This window comes from Paractinoplanes abujensis, from assembly GCF_014204895.1.
Lineage (GTDB): Bacteria > Actinomycetota > Actinomycetes > Mycobacteriales > Micromonosporaceae > Actinoplanes > Actinoplanes abujensis.
Window position 1 is genome coordinate 287,203 of record NZ_JACHMF010000001.1, and the last position, 18,597, is coordinate 305,799.

14 protein-coding genes are annotated in these 18,597 nt (G+C 71.6%); 5 read left to right on the top strand and 9 right to left on the bottom strand.

The window, feature by feature from the left end; translation table 11 throughout:
• Nucleotides 1-26 precede the first annotated feature (26 nt).
• Complete coding sequence (locus tag BKA14_RS00975) at nucleotides 27-1,514, top strand: OmpL47-type beta-barrel domain-containing protein (protein WP_184956479.1); 1,488 nt, start codon at nucleotides 27-29, stop codon at nucleotides 1,512-1,514.
• A gap of 14 nt (nucleotides 1,515-1,528) precedes the next feature.
• Nucleotides 1,529-2,491, top strand: coding sequence for a hypothetical protein (locus tag BKA14_RS00980; protein WP_184949050.1), 963 nt, complete (start codon nucleotides 1,529-1,531; stop codon nucleotides 2,489-2,491).
• A gap of 110 nt (nucleotides 2,492-2,601) precedes the next feature.
• Here BKA14_RS00980 and BKA14_RS00985 read toward each other — a convergent pair whose 3' ends face one another.
• The 6 genes from BKA14_RS00985 to BKA14_RS01010 form a co-directional block, all read right to left on the bottom strand.
• The gene (locus BKA14_RS00985; RefSeq protein WP_184949051.1) at nucleotides 2,602-2,907 is read right to left on the bottom strand and encodes an antibiotic biosynthesis monooxygenase family protein; all 306 of its coding nucleotides are present in this window, start codon (nucleotides 2,905-2,907) and stop codon (nucleotides 2,602-2,604) included.
• A gap of 9 nt (nucleotides 2,908-2,916) precedes the next feature.
• Complete coding sequence (locus BKA14_RS00990) at nucleotides 2,917-3,261, bottom strand: hypothetical protein (RefSeq protein WP_184949052.1); 345 nt, start codon at nucleotides 3,259-3,261, stop codon at nucleotides 2,917-2,919.
• A gap of 286 nt (nucleotides 3,262-3,547) precedes the next feature.
• The gene (locus BKA14_RS00995; protein ID WP_184949053.1) at nucleotides 3,548-5,593 is read right to left on the bottom strand and encodes a cellulose binding domain-containing protein; all 2,046 of its coding nucleotides are present in this window, start codon (nucleotides 5,591-5,593) and stop codon (nucleotides 3,548-3,550) included.
• 40 nt (nucleotides 5,594-5,633) lie between these two features.
• Nucleotides 5,634-6,893 (bottom strand): CHAT domain-containing protein, encoded by a 1,260-nt coding sequence (locus BKA14_RS01000; RefSeq protein WP_184949054.1) that lies wholly within the window; start codon nucleotides 6,891-6,893, stop codon nucleotides 5,634-5,636.
• Nucleotides 6,894-7,547: 654 nt separating this feature from the next.
• Nucleotides 7,548-8,090: a TIR domain-containing protein gene (locus tag BKA14_RS01005; protein WP_184949055.1), complete on the bottom strand. Its 543-nt coding sequence runs from the start codon at nucleotides 8,088-8,090 to the stop codon at nucleotides 7,548-7,550.
• Between the two features lie 22 nt (nucleotides 8,091-8,112).
• Nucleotides 8,113-9,084: an aldo/keto reductase gene (locus BKA14_RS01010; protein WP_184949056.1), complete on the bottom strand. Its 972-nt coding sequence runs from the start codon at nucleotides 9,082-9,084 to the stop codon at nucleotides 8,113-8,115.
• A gap of 67 nt (nucleotides 9,085-9,151) precedes the next feature.
• Here BKA14_RS01010 and BKA14_RS01015 point away from each other — a divergent pair, with 67 nt between their 5' ends.
• Together BKA14_RS01015 and glgX are read left to right on the top strand one after the other, a co-directional pair.
• Nucleotides 9,152-9,358 (top strand): hypothetical protein, encoded by a 207-nt coding sequence (locus BKA14_RS01015; protein WP_184949057.1) that lies wholly within the window; start codon nucleotides 9,152-9,154, stop codon nucleotides 9,356-9,358.
• Between the two features lie 94 nt (nucleotides 9,359-9,452).
• On the top strand, nucleotides 9,453-11,558 hold the full coding sequence (glgX, locus tag BKA14_RS01020) for a glycogen debranching protein GlgX (RefSeq protein WP_184949058.1): 2,106 nt from the start codon (nucleotides 9,453-9,455) through the stop codon (nucleotides 11,556-11,558).
• 44 nt (nucleotides 11,559-11,602) lie between these two features.
• On the opposite strand, the gene BKA14_RS01025 is transcribed toward glgX, so the two are convergent.
• Both BKA14_RS01025 and BKA14_RS01030 read right to left on the bottom strand, forming a co-directional pair.
• Nucleotides 11,603-14,221 carry a DUF6493 family protein gene (locus tag BKA14_RS01025; RefSeq protein WP_184949059.1) on the bottom strand — a complete coding sequence of 873 codons (2,619 nt, stop codon included), beginning with the start codon at nucleotides 14,219-14,221 and terminating at the stop codon, nucleotides 11,603-11,605.
• Nucleotides 14,218-15,522 carry an SWIM zinc finger family protein gene (locus tag BKA14_RS01030; RefSeq protein WP_184949060.1) on the bottom strand — a complete coding sequence of 435 codons (1,305 nt, stop codon included), beginning with the start codon at nucleotides 15,520-15,522 and terminating at the stop codon, nucleotides 14,218-14,220. The genes BKA14_RS01025 and BKA14_RS01030 overlap by 4 nt, the downstream gene beginning before the upstream one ends.
• A gap of 58 nt (nucleotides 15,523-15,580) precedes the next feature.
• Between BKA14_RS01030 and BKA14_RS01035 the strand changes: the two genes are divergently transcribed.
• Entirely contained in the window at nucleotides 15,581-16,690 is a 1,110-nt protein-coding gene (locus BKA14_RS01035) for a M50 family metallopeptidase (RefSeq protein WP_184956480.1), read from the top strand.
• On the opposite strand, the gene BKA14_RS01040 is transcribed toward BKA14_RS01035, so the two are convergent.
• On the bottom strand, nucleotides 16,668-18,545 hold the full coding sequence (locus BKA14_RS01040; protein ID WP_184949061.1) for a universal stress protein: 1,878 nt from the start codon (nucleotides 18,543-18,545) through the stop codon (nucleotides 16,668-16,670). The two genes, BKA14_RS01035 and BKA14_RS01040, sit on opposite strands and share 23 nt — an antisense overlap.
• Nucleotides 18,546-18,597 lie beyond the last annotated feature (52 nt).

An 18,597-nucleotide genomic window follows, 5' to 3' on the forward strand; every position in this document is an offset into this window, starting at 1 on the left:
GGCTTCTTCTCATCCTGGCGTCCCTGATGCTGCTGGCCCCGGCCGCCCCGGCGTACGCGGCCGGCACCCTGACCTGGACGGCCGACGACGGGATCACCGCCTACAAGTCGGCGCCGACCACGGCGACGGCCGGCGCGACCACCATCGTGTTCGAGAACAGCGCGGCCACCGGCAACACGACCGGCATGCCGCACACGCTGACCTTCGACACGTCGACCGAGGGCTACAACCACGACGTCAGCCTGAACATCCTGGCCAACCCGTTCGACGCCGGCAATGGGCGGCACGAGGCCACGGTGACGCTGACCCCGGGCCGGTACCGGTACTTCTGCTCGATCCCGGGGCACAGCACGATGGTCGGCGAGTTCGTGGTCACCGACGGGCCCGGCCCCGACCCCGACACGACGCCGCCCACGGTGACGGCCGCCGCCGCGGGCACTCAGGACGCTGACGGCAACTACGTCGGCACGGCCACCGTCACGGTGACCGCCGCCGACAACACCGGCGGCTCCGGCGTCAAAACCGTCGAGTACTCGCTCGACGGCGGGGCGTTCCAGGCCTACACCGCGCCGGTCGCGGTGACGGCGGCCGGTTCGCACACGTTCCGCTCCCGGGCCACGGACAACGCGGGCAACGTGTCGGCCGTCGGCTCACTGTCGTTCGCGGTGGTCGCGCCGGCGCCCGACGAGGACACCACGCCGCCCACGGTGAATCACACCGTGGCCGGCACCCGGGACACCGACGGCAACTACGTCGGGTCGGCCACGGCCACCCTGACCGCCACCGACGACGACTCCGGGGTGGACCGCGTCGAGTACTCCCTCGACGGCGCGGCCTTCACGGCGTACACCGCACCGGTCGTCGTCTCCACCGCGGGCATGCACATGCTGCACTACCGGGCCACCGACAAGGCCGGCAACACCTCGGCCGAGAAGATGGCGCACTTCACGGTGGTGCCCGCGGAGGAGCCCGACACGACCCCGCCGACGGTGGTGGCCGAGGTCGACGGCGAGGAGAACGAGAACGGCGCGTACGTGGGCCGGGCCACCGTCACGGTGACCGCCAACGACACCGAGTCGGACGTCGCGACGATCCAGTACGCGCTCGACGCGGGCGCCTGGCTCGCCTACGCCCAGCCGGTCGTGGTGACCGGGCTCGGTGCCCACACCGTACGGGCCCGGGCCACCGACACGGCGGGCAACACCTCGCCCGAGCAGACCGTCACCTTCACCGTCGTCGGCACCGGCTCGGACGCCTGCGAGGTGCCCGACACCCGCACCACGGTGATCATCGGCGGCGACGACACGGGCGTGCCCAACTCCGACACCGGCGACGGGTGCACGATCAACGACCTGATCGACGAGTACGCGTCCTACCCGAACCACGCCGCGTTCGTGCGGCACGTCGAGACCGTCACCGCCGCGCTGGTGGCCGGCGGCACCCTCACCAAACGGCAGCAGGGGACGATCGTCCGCGCGGCCGCCCGTTCCGACATCGGCTCCCTCGTTCGATGAGAGGCAACCACATCATGCGCAAACGTTTCGCGTCCTTCGCCGCCGCCGGTCTGCTGGCCGGCCTGATCCCCGCCGTACCGGCCACCGCCGCGCTGGTCACCCACTGCATCGGCACCGGCGGCGCGGTCACCGTGCCCAACGACCTGCTCGTCCCGGCCGGTGAGTCGTGCTCGCTGACCGGCACCGTCGTCACCGGCAACATCAGCGTGCAGGCCGGGGCCAACCTGGTCGTGGCGGGCGGCAAGTTCTCGGGCGAGGTGCGGGTGGCCGGCAACGGCTACCTGGACGCTTCCACGACCACCATCGACGGCCCGGTGATCCTGGCCGCGGGCGGCTACGGCGTTTTCCTCAAGGACGCGTCGAGCGGGACGGTGACCGTACGGGCCAAGGGCACCACCACGATCGACAGCTTCCTGTTCGTCGAGAACAGCACGATCACCGGCAACGTCAGCGCTCAGGCGGGCGAGGTCCGGCTCGACAACAACACGTCGGTCACGGGCAGCCTCAACAGCACGGGCTCGTACTACACCGACGTGCACGACTCGTTCGTCGACGGCGCGCTGTCGGTGCTCAACAGCGCCACCGGCAGCGTCGTCTGCGGCAGCTCGGTGCGCGGCAAAGCCACGTTCGCCGGCAACCTGGGCGGCGTGCAGCTCGGCCCCAACGGCCCCCTCGACAGCTGCGCCTCCGGCGGCTTCTTCGGCAAGGACGTGAGCGTCACCAGCACCACCGGCGGCGTCACGGTCGACGACAACATCATCGACGGCACCCTGACGGCCACCGGCAACAACCCGGCCGCCCAGATCGCCGTCAACAACCGCATCCGCAAGGGCACCGTCACCGACAGCGCCGCGGCCGCGGCCCGCTCGGCGGCGCCCCGCCCCGCCGCCCCCCGAACGGACGACTCGGCCAAGGCCGAAGAACGCCGCACCGACGCGGTCCAGGAGGCCACGGCCGCCGGTCCCGCCGACCTCTGACATCCCTTCCACCAGCCGGCCCCGGACCCGCCCCGGTCCGGGGCCGGCCTACGTCCTGTCCTCAGGCAAGGCCATCGCACCGGCTGGATGCGCGGCGCCGACGCTCGGGTTCAGGTTCCGGTCACCTCGAAGTGGGTGACTGTGGTTTCCCGGTCGATGAGGAAGTTGTCGTCGGACGGGTAGAAGACGGCCTGGCTGATGTCGTCGCCGGCGAAGGCCTTGATCGTGTCGAGGGACTCCCACCAGCTGACGGTGACGACCTCGGTGCGGCCGTCGCCCAGGTCGCGGGTCCACATCTGGGCGTCGAGGTTGCCGGGAGTGGCCTTGTACTCGGCCATGCCGGTCTCGTCGATGTAGGCCACGTATTCGGTGGCCCGCTCCGACGCGACCCAGCCTCGCCACATTCGCGCAATCATCCGCTCAGCCTACGGAGTCCGGCTGCGCCACGCGGCGACGGCGAGAACGGTGGCGAAGGCCGCGTCGGCCAGGGCGATCCTGCGCCAGCGCGGGGAGGCGACGGCCAGGGCCACCCCGGTGGCGGCGTGCAGGGCATCGACGGCCGCGCTGAGCCCGGCAGCCCGGCGACCGGGCACGGCGGTCATGACGACGGCCTGCACGAGTTGTCTCGTGCCCAGCACCCGGGCCACTGTCGTCGCCGCGGCAGGGACGGGCGCGCCGGCGGCCCGTCGCAGCAGGGGTTCCGGGACCAGCAGCAGGGCGGCGCCCCAGCCGGCACGGGCCGGACCGGTCACCCGGATCGGCTTGGTCATCCGCACTCCTCGGGTCGGGATTCTCGGGATACGGCTACCCGATCTGCCCCCGGTTAGTCGGGGAGGTGGCGGGCCGCGGCTGCCACCTCGGGGCGCAGGGCCGGAGGTCTCGGCGCCGATCCAGGCACGACTCCTGACGTTTCTCGCTACCGCGGTCGAGCTGATTGCCCGCACCGAAGGGCTGCTCGCCGCCCGGCCGGCGGTGTGGCGGCCACGGCCGCTCATGCGTACTACGGGTGAGGAAGACTCCCGGCCCGGCGCAAGAAGTCCGGGCCGGGAGCTGGTGTCAGGCGGTCGTGCAGACCTTGCCGTTGAGGGTGAACACCTCGGGCAGCACGTTGGGCCCGCTGTAGTTGCCGACGTAGCCGACGTTGGTGGTGGCGCCCGCGGCCAGCGCGTTTTCGCTGGTGACGCGGACGGTGCGGCCGTCCGCGGTCCAGGTGGCGTTCCAGCCGCTGCCCAGGCTCTGCCACGAGCGGGGCCACGCGAACGTCAGCGTCCAGTTCGTGACGGGCGCCCCCGTGTTGTTGGTGATGTCGATCGAGCCGACGTACCCGTTGCCCCAGTCGTTGGTGTCGCGCAGCTTCACCGTGCAGGGCGCGTCGGCCGGGGTTCCGGTCGTGAACGTCAGCGGCGGCGAGGCGGCCGAGGTGCGACCGGAGTTGTCACGGGCCACGACGTTGATCGTGTAGCGCTTGCCGGGCTCGAGGTTGCGTACGGTCAGGGACGTCGACGTCGTCTCGCCCAGCTGGGAACCGGCGCTGTAGACCTCGTATTTGAGCCCGGAACCGGCCGAGGGCCACGAGATCGTCGCCGTGCGATCGGTCGTCGTCGCGGTGGGGCGGCCTACGGCGGGCAGCAGGGCGCCGCTGTTGGCCGAGTGCAGGGTGACCAGCGAGATCCCGTACGGGGGAATGGTCTGCCCGGTGGCACTGCCGGTGGTCGCCGTGGTCAGGCCGTCGGCGCCGTTGGTGTAGGTGGTCACGGCCGGCGCGCCCGCGGCCGGGGTGAAGCCGTGATAGTTCAGGGCCACCGTCCGCGCGTTGTCCGGGTCCTTGTTGATCAGCAGGACGGCCAGGTCACCGTTGGGGCGGCGGACGGCGTGCGAGGCGACCAGCGGGTCCCCGGTGCCGGCGGAGACGAACCGGTCGCCCGGGTGGGCGAAGGCGCCCATCAGCTTGAGCGCGTAGTACGGCGCGAACGGCGTGTTCAGCGGCGGCTGGCAGACCGTGTTGTCGGCGTTGCAGTTGCCGCTGGAGAGCAGCCCGAAGTCGTTGTAGTCGGTCTGCCCGGCCACGGTCGACACCGTGCCGAGGCCGTTGTGGACGTTCCACCAGTGCACGGTGAACACGCCTTGGGCCAGTAGCCCGCTGTAGACGTCGGCCAGGAACAGCGCGCCGGGCTGGGTGTTGCGGCCGACGTCGACGTTCGTCTCGGTCATGCTGATCTGAATGCGGTCGGCGTTCTGGCCGGCGTACCGGGAGATCTGCTGCCGCAGCAGGTGGACCGCGTCCTGGATGTGGCTGCTCTTGGTGAGCGTCTCGGCCGCGGAGGAGCCGCCGGGATACCAGTGCACGTCGACGAAGTCGATGGCCGCGCCGGCCCGGGTCAGCACCTCGGCGTTCCAGGTGCCCGTGTCGCCGGTGCCGACGATGCCGTCGGGCCAGTTGCCCGGCATGGTGAGCACGGCGCCGACTTTGATGCTGGGGTCGACGGCCTTCATGGCCTGCGAGTACGCGACGACGTTGGCCGCGTATTCCTTCGGGCTCTTGTCGGCGTGGTTGTCGGCCTCCCACTCGGAGCCGTAGTGCCCGTTGCCGTAGTTCTCGTTGCCGATCGTCCAGAACCGGGCGCCGTACCCCTTGGTGATGTTGGCGTAGCGCACCCAGTCGGCGGCCTCCTGGGCCGTGCCCGTGCCGTAGTTCGCGATGATCATCGGCTCGGCCCCGGTGCGCCGCGCCCCGGCCATGAACGTGTCGAAGTCGGTGCCGGGGGCGACGTAGCCGCCGGGCGCGGTGTGGTCGCGCCAGTGGTAGATGTCGGCGTAGGAGCCGCCCGGGTAGCGCAGCATCTGCACGCCGGCGTCCTTGAGCAGGTCGGACACGGCCGGGGTGCCGAGCTGGGAGTCCCAGATGGCGTGGTTGACGCCGAGGGCGCCGGTCGCGACGGGGGCGAGCCCGGCCCGCACGTCGACGTCGACGTGGACGGGGTCGGCCGGGGCGCCGAGGGCGGGGGAGGGCGGGGCGAGCGCGACCGCCACGAGCAGGAGGGCGCTCAGGAGGGATCTCTTCACAGGACTCTCCGCAGAGTGAACGAATGGGAGCGCTCCCATCGTCGGCGTACGGAGTGACAACTGTCAATGAACGGCCGAGTCAGGATCCGTACACGACGAAACCCGCCCAGAAATACGGGTCGGCCAACCCCTTTTCCGTACGCAACCAGTGCTGGCTCCGCCGCAACGCCAGCGCGACGTCCTCGGCCGCCCCGCGTCGCCGCAGAAGCGCCAGCTCCCGATAGAACCGCCCTGCCATCAGCGCGGTCACCCGCCCGTCGACCGGCCACAACGTGCTCACGACAGCCGCCACCCCGGCCGCGAGCAGCGTGCCGGGCCACCCGATCGTGTCGTCCGGGCCGGTCGGGCACGCGCTCAGAAACACCAGGCGCGCCTGCAACGGCGGCAGAGCCCGTACGTCGGCCGGCGTGACCTCACCCCCGGTCAGCACCAGCCGTGTCGGCTCGGCCTCGGTCCGGTCGTCGAACCCGGGGCAGGCCAGGTGGGCATACCGGCACCCCGGCAACTCCCGCAGCAACGCCGCCCGGGTCGCCTCGCCCGCCATCAGCACCGCGGCCGTGCCCCCGAACGAGCCCTCCACCTCGGCCGCCTCGGCCCGGCTGCGCTCCGGATCCGCGAAGATGACAGCCCCACCCGGCTCGGCCTCGCTCGCCCGCCGTCGGCTCTCACCGGCCATCGCAGCCGACGACGCCAGCGACAACGTCAGCAGGTCGCCCACCGGCACCCGCTCACCGGTCGCGGGGTCGGTGACTTCCGCCGCGGCCCACGGATACCAGGTGGCGGCCCCGGTGGCCACGACGGTCAGCCGTTCCTCGCCGTCCCGGTGCAGCGCGTCGACCACCGGTTGCAGCAGACGCCCGAGCGGCCCGGCCACCCGCCGTACGGCATCGGTCGGCGCCCCACCCGGCCGCTCGTCCGGCGGGGCGACAGTCCGCTCGTCCGGCTGGTGAAAGATCGCGACGTCGACCTGCCCGCCGCGCGCCAACAGCACCGCGGTCCCCGTCGACGCGGGAAGCACGTACGCGACCGGAAAGTCGACGCGGCCGGCGAGAACATCGCCCCCGAAGGCACGCACCCGGGTGCGCTCCACCAGGTCGACCGCGGCTCCGGCCTCACCACGGCGGGCCAGCGCGTACGCCGCCTGCCGGGCCGGTTCCAGCGTCTCGGCGATCAGCAGCTGGGCTTCCGCGAACCCGCCCGGCAGATCGGACAGGGCGAGCGCCAAGGTCTCCGCCGCCGTGAGCTGCCCCTCGGGGTCGCCGAGTTCCGTCCACAGTCGCCGGCTGCGCCGGAGACAGTCGACGGCCCAGGCGGTCTGATCGCCCCGGCGGTGAAGCACCGACCCGATGGTGAACGACGCAGCCGCCCGCGCCGCCGTCAGCCCACCCTCCTCGAGCAGCCCGAGCGCCCGCCGAGCGACCGAGTCCCACCGCTGGGCGGGCGCATCCAGGTGCTCGCTGAGCCACCGAACCAGCCGCAGCCCCTCCTCCCCGGCGAGCAGTCGCTCCCGCCCACCGACCTGTCGCGGATACGCACCACCCAGGACAGATCGGGCCGCCTCGCCCGCGGTCGGCTGGTCCCGTCCGTCAGCCGACCCGCCCGTTCTGACAGGTGATCGCCCCCGTCCGCCCGCTGACCAGGGATGCGCGTCCCCGGCGGTCGTCCGCTGCCGTCCGTCCGCCGGCCACAGACCCGCGCCCTCGACAGCTGACCGCTCCCATCCGTCCACCAGGCGTCACCCCTTCCCCGTCACTGTTCTTTCTGACGGACAGACGACGGGGGAGGGGCCGGACGGGCGGCCGACGCGAGACGGGTGGACAGGTCAAGGCGGGATGGGCGGAGGCCCGTGATGGCAGGGCTCTCGAGTGGGCGGGGGGGCGATGGGGTGAACGGCGCGATGAGTGGGTGCGCGTGGAGGCCGGCATGCGATAGGTGCACGGCGCGATAGCCCGGCGGCGGCGTGAGCCGGGCCGCCGCCGGGCGTGCGTAGGGGTCAGAACTTGCGGGTGTAGGCGTCCAGGTTCTGGAAGCGGGTCACGTCGAGCCAGTCGGTGCCCGTCGTGTCGACCGCGCACCCCGCCGACCGCAGCCGCCCGGCGATCTTGTTCAGGCTTTCCGGGGTGCCGTTGAAGTGGACGGTGTTGAGGCCGGCCATGTCCGAGGCGGGACGCAGCCGGCCGATCTCGATGATGACGGTGCGTTCGGGCTGCAGGGCCAGGGCCATGCCCGCCTCGATCAGCACGTTGGGCCGGGGCTGACCGGTCACCTCGACCTCGTACGACGGTTCGTCCGCACCTCGCAGCGACGGGTGCAGGCAGGCCCCGTCGTCGGGGGTCATCAGCACCACGGCGGCCTGGTTGGTGGCGAAGCCTTCGCGCAGGATCTCGCCCATGTACGGCGTGGGTTTCCCCGTACGGCTGCGCACCTGCTCCCAGTCGAGCGGCCGCAGGTCGAGCGCCTGCAGGAACGCCCACAAGGCCTTCCTCGCCTGGTCGTCACGGCCATGGACCACAAATACGTCGCGTGCGTCAGGCATGCGCCGATAGTAGTCAGCCCCGTCAGTAGCCGGACGGCAGCCGGGGCGTGTAATCGCCTTCGAGCGCGTCGGCCTCCTCGTCGGTCAGGTCGAGGTCGAGGGCCGCGACGGCGTCGGTCAGATGATGCGACTTGGTGGGGCCGACGATCGGCGCGTCGACGACCGGGTTGCGCAGCACCCAGGCCAGCGCGACCTGGGCCATCGGCACACCACGGGCCTCGGCCACCCGGCGTACGGCGTCGACGATGGGACGGTTCTCGTCGCCTTCGTAGCGTGCGTGCAGCGGGTCGACCTTGGCCCGTTGTGAGCCTCGCTCGTCCCACGGCCGGGCCAGGCGGCCCTTCGCGAGCGGGCTCCACGGCAGCGACCCGACGCCCTGGTCGGCCAGCAGGCCGAACATCTCCCGTTCCTCCTCGCGCTGCACCAGGCTGTACTGGTTCTGCATGCTCACGAATCTGGTCCAGCCGCCGAGGTCGGCCGCGTGCTGCAGTTTGGCGAACTGCCAGGCCCACATCGAGGACGCGCCGAGGTAGCGGACCTTGCCCGCCCGTACGACGTCGTGCAGAGCCTCCATCGTCTCCTCGACCGGCGTCTCCGGGTCGAATCGGTGGATCTGGTAGAGGTCGAGGTAGTCCGTGCCGAGCCGGGCCAGCGAGTTGTCGATCTGCTGGAGGATGGCCCGGCGGGACAGGCCCCGGCCGCCCGGTCCGTCACCCACCGGGAAGAAGACTTTGCTGGCCAGCACGATCGAGTCGCGGTCGGTGTATTTGCGGATGGCCCGGCCGACCACCTCCTCCGACGTGCCGTCACTGTACGTGTTGGCCGTGTCCCAGAAGGTGATGCCCAGCTCGAGGGCCTGCCGGAAGATCGGTTCGGCGGCGGTGTCGTCGAGCGTCCACTGGTTGCTGCCGCGGTCGGGCTCCCCGAAGCTCATGCATCCCAGCGCGATGCGGCTGACCTTCAGACCCGAACTTCCCAGACGCGTGTACTCCATGCCGCCCAACCTATGCCGGTCGGGCCGAGGGCGCATGGGCTCGCGGCGGGCGGGTAGTCGGGAGCCCATGAGCGAAGAAACCGGTGTCTGGCGCGACGAGAACAAACTGCCGTTGTCCGAGTTGAAGCAGGCGATGGCCACCAACTCGCAGGACGGGCAGGTCGACGATCTGACGGGCGAGGACGCGGGCGCCGCCTCCGCCCCGGGCAGCGACCGGGTGCTGCCGCCGTCGCCGGACGGCACCACCGCCGACGGCCGGAGCGGGCCCAACTGACCGTAAGAGTGGTCTACGACTCGCCGGCGGTGAATCGGGCCGGAAATGGGTAAGCGCGCGTCGCCATGTTCGCGAGAGAGACGAGTCGTCACCCATGAAGATCTGGCCCGGTTCGCCGTACCCGCTGGGCGCGTCCTACGACGGCGGCGGCACCAACTTCGCCCTGTTCTCGGAGGCTGCTGAGCGGGTCGAGCTGTGCCTGTTCGACGAGGACGGCACCGAGACCCGCATCGACCTGCCCGAGCGGGAGGCGATGGTGTGGCACGGCTACCTCCCGCGCATCGTGCCCGGCCAGCGTTACGGCTACCGCGTGCACGGTCCGAACGACCCGTCCGCCGGTCTCCGCTGCAACCCCAGCAAGCTGCTGCTCGACCCGTACGCCAAGGCGATCGACGGCCACTACGAGTGGAACGAGGCGCTGTTCTCGTACCGGTTCGACGACCACGACGCGTACAACGACGAGGACTCGGCCCCGTACGCGATGAAGTCCGTGGTGATCAACCCGTACTTCGACTGGGCCAACGACCGCCCGCTGCGCATCCCGTTCCACCAGACGGTGATCTACGAGGCGCACGTCAAGGGCATGACCGAGCGCAACCCGCACGTCCCCGAGGACGTCCGGGGCACGTATTCCGGCCTGGCCCACCCGGCGATGATCAAGCACTTCAAGGAGCTCGGCGTGACCGCCGTCGAGCTCATGCCGGTGCACCAGTTCGTGCACGACAGCAACCTGGTCGAGCGCGGGCAGCGCAACTACTGGGGTTACAACACCATCGGCTTCTTCGCCCCGCACAACGACTACGCCTCGTTCGGCGGCCGCGGCGGACAGGTGCAGGAGTTCAAGTCGATGGTCAAGGCGCTGCACCAGGCCGGCATCGAGGTCATCCTGGATGTGGTCTACAACCACACGGCCGAGGGCAACCACCTCGGGCCGACCCTGTCGTTCCGCGGCATCGACAACCCGGCCTACTACCGGCTCGTCGAGGAGGACAAGCAGTACTACTACGACACCACCGGCACCGGGAACAGCCTCAACGTCCGGCACCACGAGTCGCTGCGGCTGATCATGGACTCGCTGCGCTACTGGGTCACCGAGATGCACGTCGACGGTTTCCGGTTCGACCTGGCGGCGTCGCTGGCCCGCGACTTCCACGAGGTGAACCGGCTCGCGGCGTTCTTCGACCTGGTCAACCAGGACCCGATCGTGTCGCAGGTCAAGCTGATCGCCGAGCCGTGGGACGTCGGCGACGGCGGCTACCAGGTCGGCGGGTTCCCGCCCCTCTGGACCGAGTGGAACGGCAAATACCGCGACTCGGTACGGGATTTCTGGCGCGGTGAGCCGTCCGGGCTCGGCGAGTTCGCCTCCCGCTTCGCGGGCAGTTCCGACCTGTACGAGATCGACGGCCGGCGCCCCATCGCCTCGATCAACTTCGTCACGGCCCACGACGGCTTCACGCTGGAGGACCTGGTCTCCTACAACGAGAAGCACAATGACGCCAACGGCGAGGACAACCGCGACGGCGAAAGCCACAACCGCTCGTGGAACAGCGGCGTGGAGGGGCCGACCGACGACCCCGCCGTGATCGCGCTGCGCGAACGGCAGAAGCGCAACTTCCTGGCCACGCTGCTGCTGTCCCAGGGCGTTCCGATGATCGCCCACGGCGACGAGCTCGGGCGCACCCAGGGCGGCAACAACAACGTGTACGCCCAGGACAACGAGATCAGCTGGATCGACTGGGCCGACGCCCGTCACCACGACGTGCTCACCGTCTTCACCCGGCGGCTGACCCGCCTGCGGGCCGACCACCCGATCTTCCGCCGCCGCCGGTTCTTCACCGGTGAGCCCGCCGGCGACACGGGCCTGCCCGGCATCGCCTGGCTGCGCCACGACGGCAGCCCGATGCAGGAGCAGGACTGGGCCCCCGGCGCGGCCCGCACGCTGGCCGTGTTCCTCAACGGCCACGGCATCCCCGAGGCGGACGCCCTGGGTGAGCGGATCGTCGACGACTCGTTCCTGCTGCTGTTCAACGCCGCCCCCGAGGAGGTCGAGTTCACCCTGCCCGACCCGGCCTACGGCCAGGCGTGGGAGATCACCGTCGACACGGCCGACCCGCTGCTGGCCAAGGCGACCACGGCCAAGGCCCAGGAGGGTCTGCGCCTGGCCCCGCACGCCATGCTGGTGCTGCGCTGCGCGTACTGACCCGGCACCGGCCCGCCGGGTGCGCCCGGCGGGCCGGTGGCACCTCACGCCGTGAGCACCGCCTGCAGTCTGCGGGCTTCCTTGAGCATGCGGCTGCCCCCCTTCCGTGCGGCCAGTTCGACGAGCCCCGATATCTCGTCGTGGGCGCCGACGGCCGGAGCGACCAGCGACGCGAGTTCCAGCAGGTCGGGCAGCCCGCGCGGGGCAGCCAGCAGCAGGAGGGGCAGGGCGGCCGCGAGCACCTCCCAGACCGCGGCCGAGGCCCCGGCCCGATGGGCGTCGGTCAGCGGCAGCACCGCCCGATTCAGCTTCACTAGGCCGAGCGCCCCGAGCTCGCCCAGATCACCCCCGACCGCGGCGCCGAACCCGCTGGTTCCACGCGCGGCCAGGGCCAGGAAGGCGTCGACCGCGGCGGCCCGGTCGGACTCGTGGCGCGCGCCGAGCGAATAGGCCACGGCCAGCGACATCGCCGGGCCGAACGGGCCGTCGTTCTCGGCCAGCAGCGGCAGCACCACCGGGTCGCCCCGCTCGTCCTGGTCGGCCAGCCCGGGCAGCGCCCACGCGGCGACGATCTCCCGGTGGTGCGGGAGGGCCGTGGCCAAGGTCACCGGCTCGGACACCTCGCTGTCGTAGCCCATGGTGGTTCTGCGGGTCAGCGTCACCAGCTGGTCCTCGACGGAGAGAACACCGGCTCGGACCGGGTCGAGGGTGACCAGAACCCGTCCGATCCCGGGTGGTGGCCCGACATGCCAGGAGTGGACCTTTCCGGCGGGTTGCCGCACCCGCGAGCTCGCCGGGTCGGGCAGGCCGCCACCGGCCAGCCACTCGGCCAGCCGCCGCCCGGCCGCGGAGGTCAGGCCGTCTGCGATCGCGGGGGCGGTGCCGCGCGGCAGCCGCAGCAGCGCCTGCTCGAAGTCGAGCGGCAGCGGCTCCCATCCCTGCGCCTCGGCCCGTCGCAGCCGCTCCACCAGCACTGCGGCGTCGAGGTTGCCGTTCACGTGGGTCGGCGTCGCCACCGGCACGACCGCTGACGCCTGATGGAGCCGCTCCGCCACCTCGGCGATGCGCAGGGCCAGCAGCCTGGTCGGATCCCCGGTCAGATCGGGCGGTCGCAGGCCGTCGACGATCCGCCGCCAGGCCCGGCCCGTCTCCCGCAGCTCGCTGGGGCCACCCCGGAGGACGCCGCGGATCGCCACGCCGAGCGCCGCACGCCGTTCGTTCCAGCCGTGCGGGCTCAGGGCCTCACCCGCACGGTCGGCCACGTGACGCAGCGGCGACAGGTCGTCGGCCGCGCGCAGCGCCACCAGCCCGGCCAGCACCCGCTCCCAGCCGACGAGCGTCTCCTCGTGCAGCAGCGCGGTCACCTCCTCGGCCAGTTCGGTCACGCTGCCGATCGGCTCGGGCAGGGCCGCCGGCGCGGACGGCGGTGGCAATGCCGCCGGGACACCGGGGACGACCGGGGCGGGGGCGCCGGACAAGCGCGCGGCGCGGACCGGCAGGTCGCCGCCGAGACCGGCGGCCGCGTCGGCCAGCCAGGACAGATCGAGCCCACGGGCGTGCTTCTCGATCAGAACGAGCGCGCGTTCCTGGATGTCGAGCGCCGGGTGGTCGAACGCCGCCGCCACCGTCTCGAGGATGTCGCCGGTCCGGCCGGGCTCGCGCCGGACGACCTTGTCGAGCCAGGTCAGCTGGGTCTTGACGAGCGTCTTCTCCTTGCGCACGAGCGTGGGCCGGCTGACGTCGAGCAGCGTGTCGAGTTCGAGCCGGCCGGCGTCGTCGACCGCCCGTAGCGCCCGCTGGGCGGTGCCGGCGATCGTGGACGGCGCGTCCGGCAGTAGTTGTGCGTAATCCGTCGCGTGACCGGTCTGCTCGTCGAGCGTGGGCGCCAGTTCGTCGTGCAGCAGGGCGAACGGCCGCAGGAAAGCCGGGCGGTCGCCGCGGACCAGCCGGTCGACGGTCGCGGCCAGGACCGTGGCGCGGTCGAGGCGGCCCTCGGCGACGAGCTGGGCGACCGCGGCCGGGAAGGCGGGCCGGCCCGTCCAGCCGCCGGATTCCATGTCCCACACCATGGTGCCGAGGTGCGCGCCGAGCCCGTCGATCTCGAACACGGCGGGCAGCAGGGTGTCCAGATGCGGGGTTTCGCGCAGCCGGTCGACAAAGGCCGTGCGCCGGCGGGAATCCTGCTGCTCGAGGTCGAGGAGCCACCCGCCGACGAAGCCCTCGGTCATGGGCACGGCCGCGCCCGACTCGGTCAGCAGGGCCGCCGCGAACGACCAGCCGCCCTGCCAGGCGTCCTCCGGCCGGAGCCTGGTGACGAGACGGCCGGCCAGGTCGCCGAGCCAGGGCAGCTCGCGGGCGCGAACCACGCTCAGCGCCTGCGCGACCGGGATCCGGCCCCACTTGTCGCGCATGTCGCGCCGGTTGAGCAGGGCAGCCGCGCGGGCGGCGGTGGGCATCGTGCCCAGCACCGCGAGACCCAGCCCGCCGGTCGGGTCGTGCCGGGAACGCCACCAGTCCTCCGGCTCCATCGACTTGAGGAAAGCCTCGAGGCCGGCGGCCAGCGCGACGCGTTCCGGCTCGGCCGCCGCGACCAGCACGGCAGCCACCGCGTCCGGGCCGGCCTGGCCGATGTGGTCGCGCAGGACTTCCCCCGTGAGGTTCATGCGGGCACCTCGGCCCGGACCATGCGGACGGCGAGGGCGTGCTTGCAGGGCCCGCGTCCGCCGCGATGTTTGGCCCACCACGGGCATGTGCAGGATTCGCCGTCGCGGACATGATAGGTGTTGTCACCGCTGCGGACGACGCCGTTGAGGCTCGCCGCGCCCGACTCGGCCAGTGCCCGCGCCGCCACCAGCCGCGGGTTCATCCGGGCCGCGCCCTCCACTGTGTAAGGCAGGGTGCGGTGGAAATAGCCCGCCTCGGCCACGTCGAAGCCGACCCGCCCGGCCGTGCCGAGCTGGGTCAGCGCGTCGCGGACCCGGCCCGCGTCGAGCCCGGAGGCGACGGCCAGCGCATCCACGTCGATCTTCGGATCCCAGGAGAGCAGCGCGCTGATCAGCTCGGCGTCGTCGGCGGCCTCGTCGGCGGCGAGTGCCTCGAGCACCGCGCCCTCGCCCGAGAACCCGCGGTAGGGCTCGGGCGACAGGGTCAGCGACAACCGCAGGGCGGGGTTGCTCAGCTCCCACGTGCTGGCCACCGGCCCGGAGCCGGCCGTGATGGCCGGACCGTAGACGCGCAACCGGGTCGCGTGCCGAAGGAAGGGTTTTATCGCGGCGAGGCGACCGGCGCCCGGCAAGCAGACGGCCCCGGGCCCCGGGCGTGAGGTGACGCGCAGCGTGCGGCCGGCCGGGACCGCCCACAGCACCGAGCGGTCGCCCGCGCTCATCCGCTGCAGCAGAGCTCGCGCGTCGGCCACGGCCAGCTCGGCGCGCGGGTCGAAACGGGAAGTGAGCACCTGCGCCTCGGCGAAGCCGCGCAACCAGCGGGTGGGCAGCGGCACCTTGCGCTCGACGACCGGGCCGTCGAACGTGGTGACCGCCAGTTCGTCGGGGCCGACGGCCAGGTGCATCGGATCGGCCGGGCCGACCCGGGCGAGGGCGCGCTGCAGCGGCACGTTGACGTCGACATTGGTGGTGCCGTGGGCGACGATCTCGCCGTCGATGCCCGCGGGCAGCACGTCGAGCCGGGCGTAGACACCGCAGCAGCCGGAGAACGACTCGAACCGCAGCCGGTCGGAGCCCGCCGTCACCACCGGATCGAGGCTGACCGGGTCGAGCGGACGGTAATAGCGGCTGCGGGCGACCTCGGCCACCGCCAGCAGACCCGTCGCCGTCGCGGCCGGGCTCGCCAGGAAACCGGTGAAGAACCGCGGATGCGCGGCCGGCCCGCCCGAGGTCTGCAGGGTGAGATCGCCCCGGGCGAGGGCCGAGGACCCGAGATACGCGTACGCCGCTGCGCTGACCATGCCGGAGAACTTAGAGGACCCCTACGACAGTTTTTCATCGCCTACGATCGGGCCCGTGATGGCGTACGGGTCGGGGGCCTTGCTCTTCGTTGTCGGCATCTGCCTGTCGCTCGCGTGGCACGAGGCCGGGCACATGCTGGCCGCCCGCGCGTTCGGCATGAAGGTGCGGCGGTTCTTCGTGGGCCGCGGCCCGACGGTGTTCTCGTTCCGTCGCGGCGAGACGGAGTTCGGGCTGAAGGCCCTGCCGATCGGCGGGTTCTGCGACATCGCCGGCCTGACCGCGCTCGACGAGCTGAGCCCGGACGAGCAGCCGCGCGCGATGTGGCGTTATCCGGCGTGGAAACGCACGACGGTCATGCTGGCGGGCCCGGTCATGCATGTGATCCTGGCCGTGGCGATCCTCTACGCGATGGCGGTCACCGTCGGCCTGCCCAATCTGCGCCCCGTCACCGAGCCCGTCGTCGCGGCCACTTCCTGCGTCGGCGCGGTCTGCCCGGCGGCCGAGGCCGGCCTGCGACCCGGCGACCGGATCGCGTCGATCGGTGGCACGCCCACCCCGCGCTGGGCCGACGTGCTGACCGCCGTGCGGGCATCCGACGGCCCGACCCCGTTGGTCGTGAACCGTGGCGGCGAGACGCTGACCTTGAGCGTCGACGTCGCTCAGGGCCGGATGGGCGCCTCCCCGGAACCCCCGCCGGCGTACCTCAAGGGTGGCGTGGCCGAGACGGCGGCGTTCACCGGGGAGTTGATCAGCGGGTCGGTGCGCCAGCTGGCCGCCTTCCCCGAGCGCATCCCGGCCGTGGTCAAGGCGATCGGCGGCGAACGCGAAGCGGACACCCCGATCAGTATGGTCGGCGCGAGCCGGCTCGGGGGAGAGGCCGTCGAACGCGGCCTGTGGGCCACCTTCCTGCTGTTGCTGGTCAGCCTCAACCTGTTCCTGGCCGTGTTCAACCTGCTGCCGCTGCTCCCGCTCGACGGCGGTCACATCGCGGTGGTCTGGTTCGAGCGCGTCCGCGACCTGGTCCGCCGTCTGCGCGGCCGCCCGGCCGCGGGCCCGGTCGACTTCACCCGCCTGTTCCCGGCCACGATGGTGCTGATAGTGCTGGGCGGGGCGGTGATGGCGCTGACCATCACCGCCGACATCGTCAATCCGATTCGCCTGGGGTAGACGCGCGGAACAGCCGTTCCTCGTCCAAAGCGGAGGTCTGCACGACCAGGACGTCGCAAACGGCGTTGCGGACGACCCCGGCCGGCACCGAGCCCAGCAGCGCGCCCTGGGCGGCGCCCAGCCCGCGGTTGCCCACGACGATCAGGTTGGCCGGGTTGTTGCCGACCGTGTCCAGCAGCGCCTGGGCCGGGTCACCGCGCACCAGCACCTGCTCGATGTAGCGGGCCCGCTCGCGGGTCAGCCCGGTGACCGACTTGCTCAAGGCTTCCCGGGCCACCTCGATGCCGCTGATGTCGCGGTGCAGGCCGGGCTCGCTGGCGGCGGGCTCGTCGGAGGCCTCGCGATACGCGGTGACGACCACCAGACGGGCCTGGGCCGCCTGCGCCACCTCGGCCGCGCGATCCACCGCGTACAGGGAAGTGGGTGTGCCGTCGGAACCGACGATCACGCGGTCGTAGACAGTGATGCTGCGCCGGCCGCCCAGGGGCACGATCGGGGACTCGTCGGCCTCGTCGGGCGGGTTGACCCACAGCATGGCCACGGCGCCGATGCCCAGCAGCACCCCGGCCAGGATGATCGCGTTGCTGCCCTTGCCGTCCAGCCAGTGCTCGTAGATCCAGCCGAACGTGACCGTCTGCACCAGCATCGGCACCACGATCATCATGTTCAGGATGCCCATGTAGACACCCGTCCGTTTGGCCGGGACCATGCTGGCCACCATCAGGTAGGGCACGCCGACCGCGCTGGCCCAGAAGATGCCGACGCCGATCATCGGAACCAGCGCGAGATACTGGTTGTCGATGTGCGCGAGCCACACCAGTGCCAGCGCCGCCAGGCCGAGGGCGATGGCGTGCACCCGCTTGGCCCCGATCCGCTGGGCGAAGCCGACCAGGAAGAGCGCCGAAACCATGGTGACGAAGTTGTAGGCGCCGTTCTCGAGACCGCTCCACGCGATCGCGTCGTCCCAGGCCGAGCCGCCCTGCTCGGGGTTGGCGCCGAACACCGTCTCGCCCAGGCTGACCGCCAGGAACTGCCAGTAGATGAACATGGCGTACCACTGGAAGGCGAAGACGACCCCGATCTTGTGCATGGCCACGGGCATCGCGCGTACGGCGTCCGCGATCTCCCGTACGGCCGGTCCCAGCCCGCGCGGCGCGTTGGCCATCTCTTCGAGCTCGTCGTCCGACGGCTTCAATTCCCGCGTACGGGCCATGGCCGTGAGCACTGTGAGCAGGATGCACACGGTGCCGATCATGAAGCAGGCGAACATCCAGTACGGGACCCCGTTGCCCGCCTCGGTCTGCAGGGCCTCGACCTTCTGGAGCGCGAAGAGCGACACGTTGGCCAGCACGGCGCCGGCCCCGGTGAACATGCTCTGGGTCAGGAAGCCGCGCGCCAGTTGCGACTTGGGCAGCCGGTCGGAGATGAACGCCCGGTACGGCTCCATCGAGGTGTTGTTGCCCGCGTCGAGCAGCCAGAAGCAGATCACGCCGAGCCACAGCACGCCGACGAACGGGAACGCGAACAGGATGATCGCGCACAGGATCGCGCCGACCACGATGAACGGTCGTCGCCGGCCGAACCGGGGATGCCAGGTGCGGTCGCTGATCGCTCCGATCAAGGGCTGGATGAGCAGACCGGTGACGGGCCCGGCCAGGTTGAGGATCGGCAGCTGCTCGGGACTCGCGCCGATCAGCAGGAACAGCGGGTTCACCGCGGACTGGGTGAGCCCGAAGCTGAACTGCACCCCGAAGAAGCCGAGGTTCATCATCAGCAGGGCGGAGCTGGACATCAGTGGCTTGTGCTCGGCCGCCCCGGATCCCGTCGAAACCGTGTCCGACGTCGTGGTGGTCATGGGGATCCCCCTTCGACCGTGATCTGGATCACACTTGAATTCGACGCTAAAC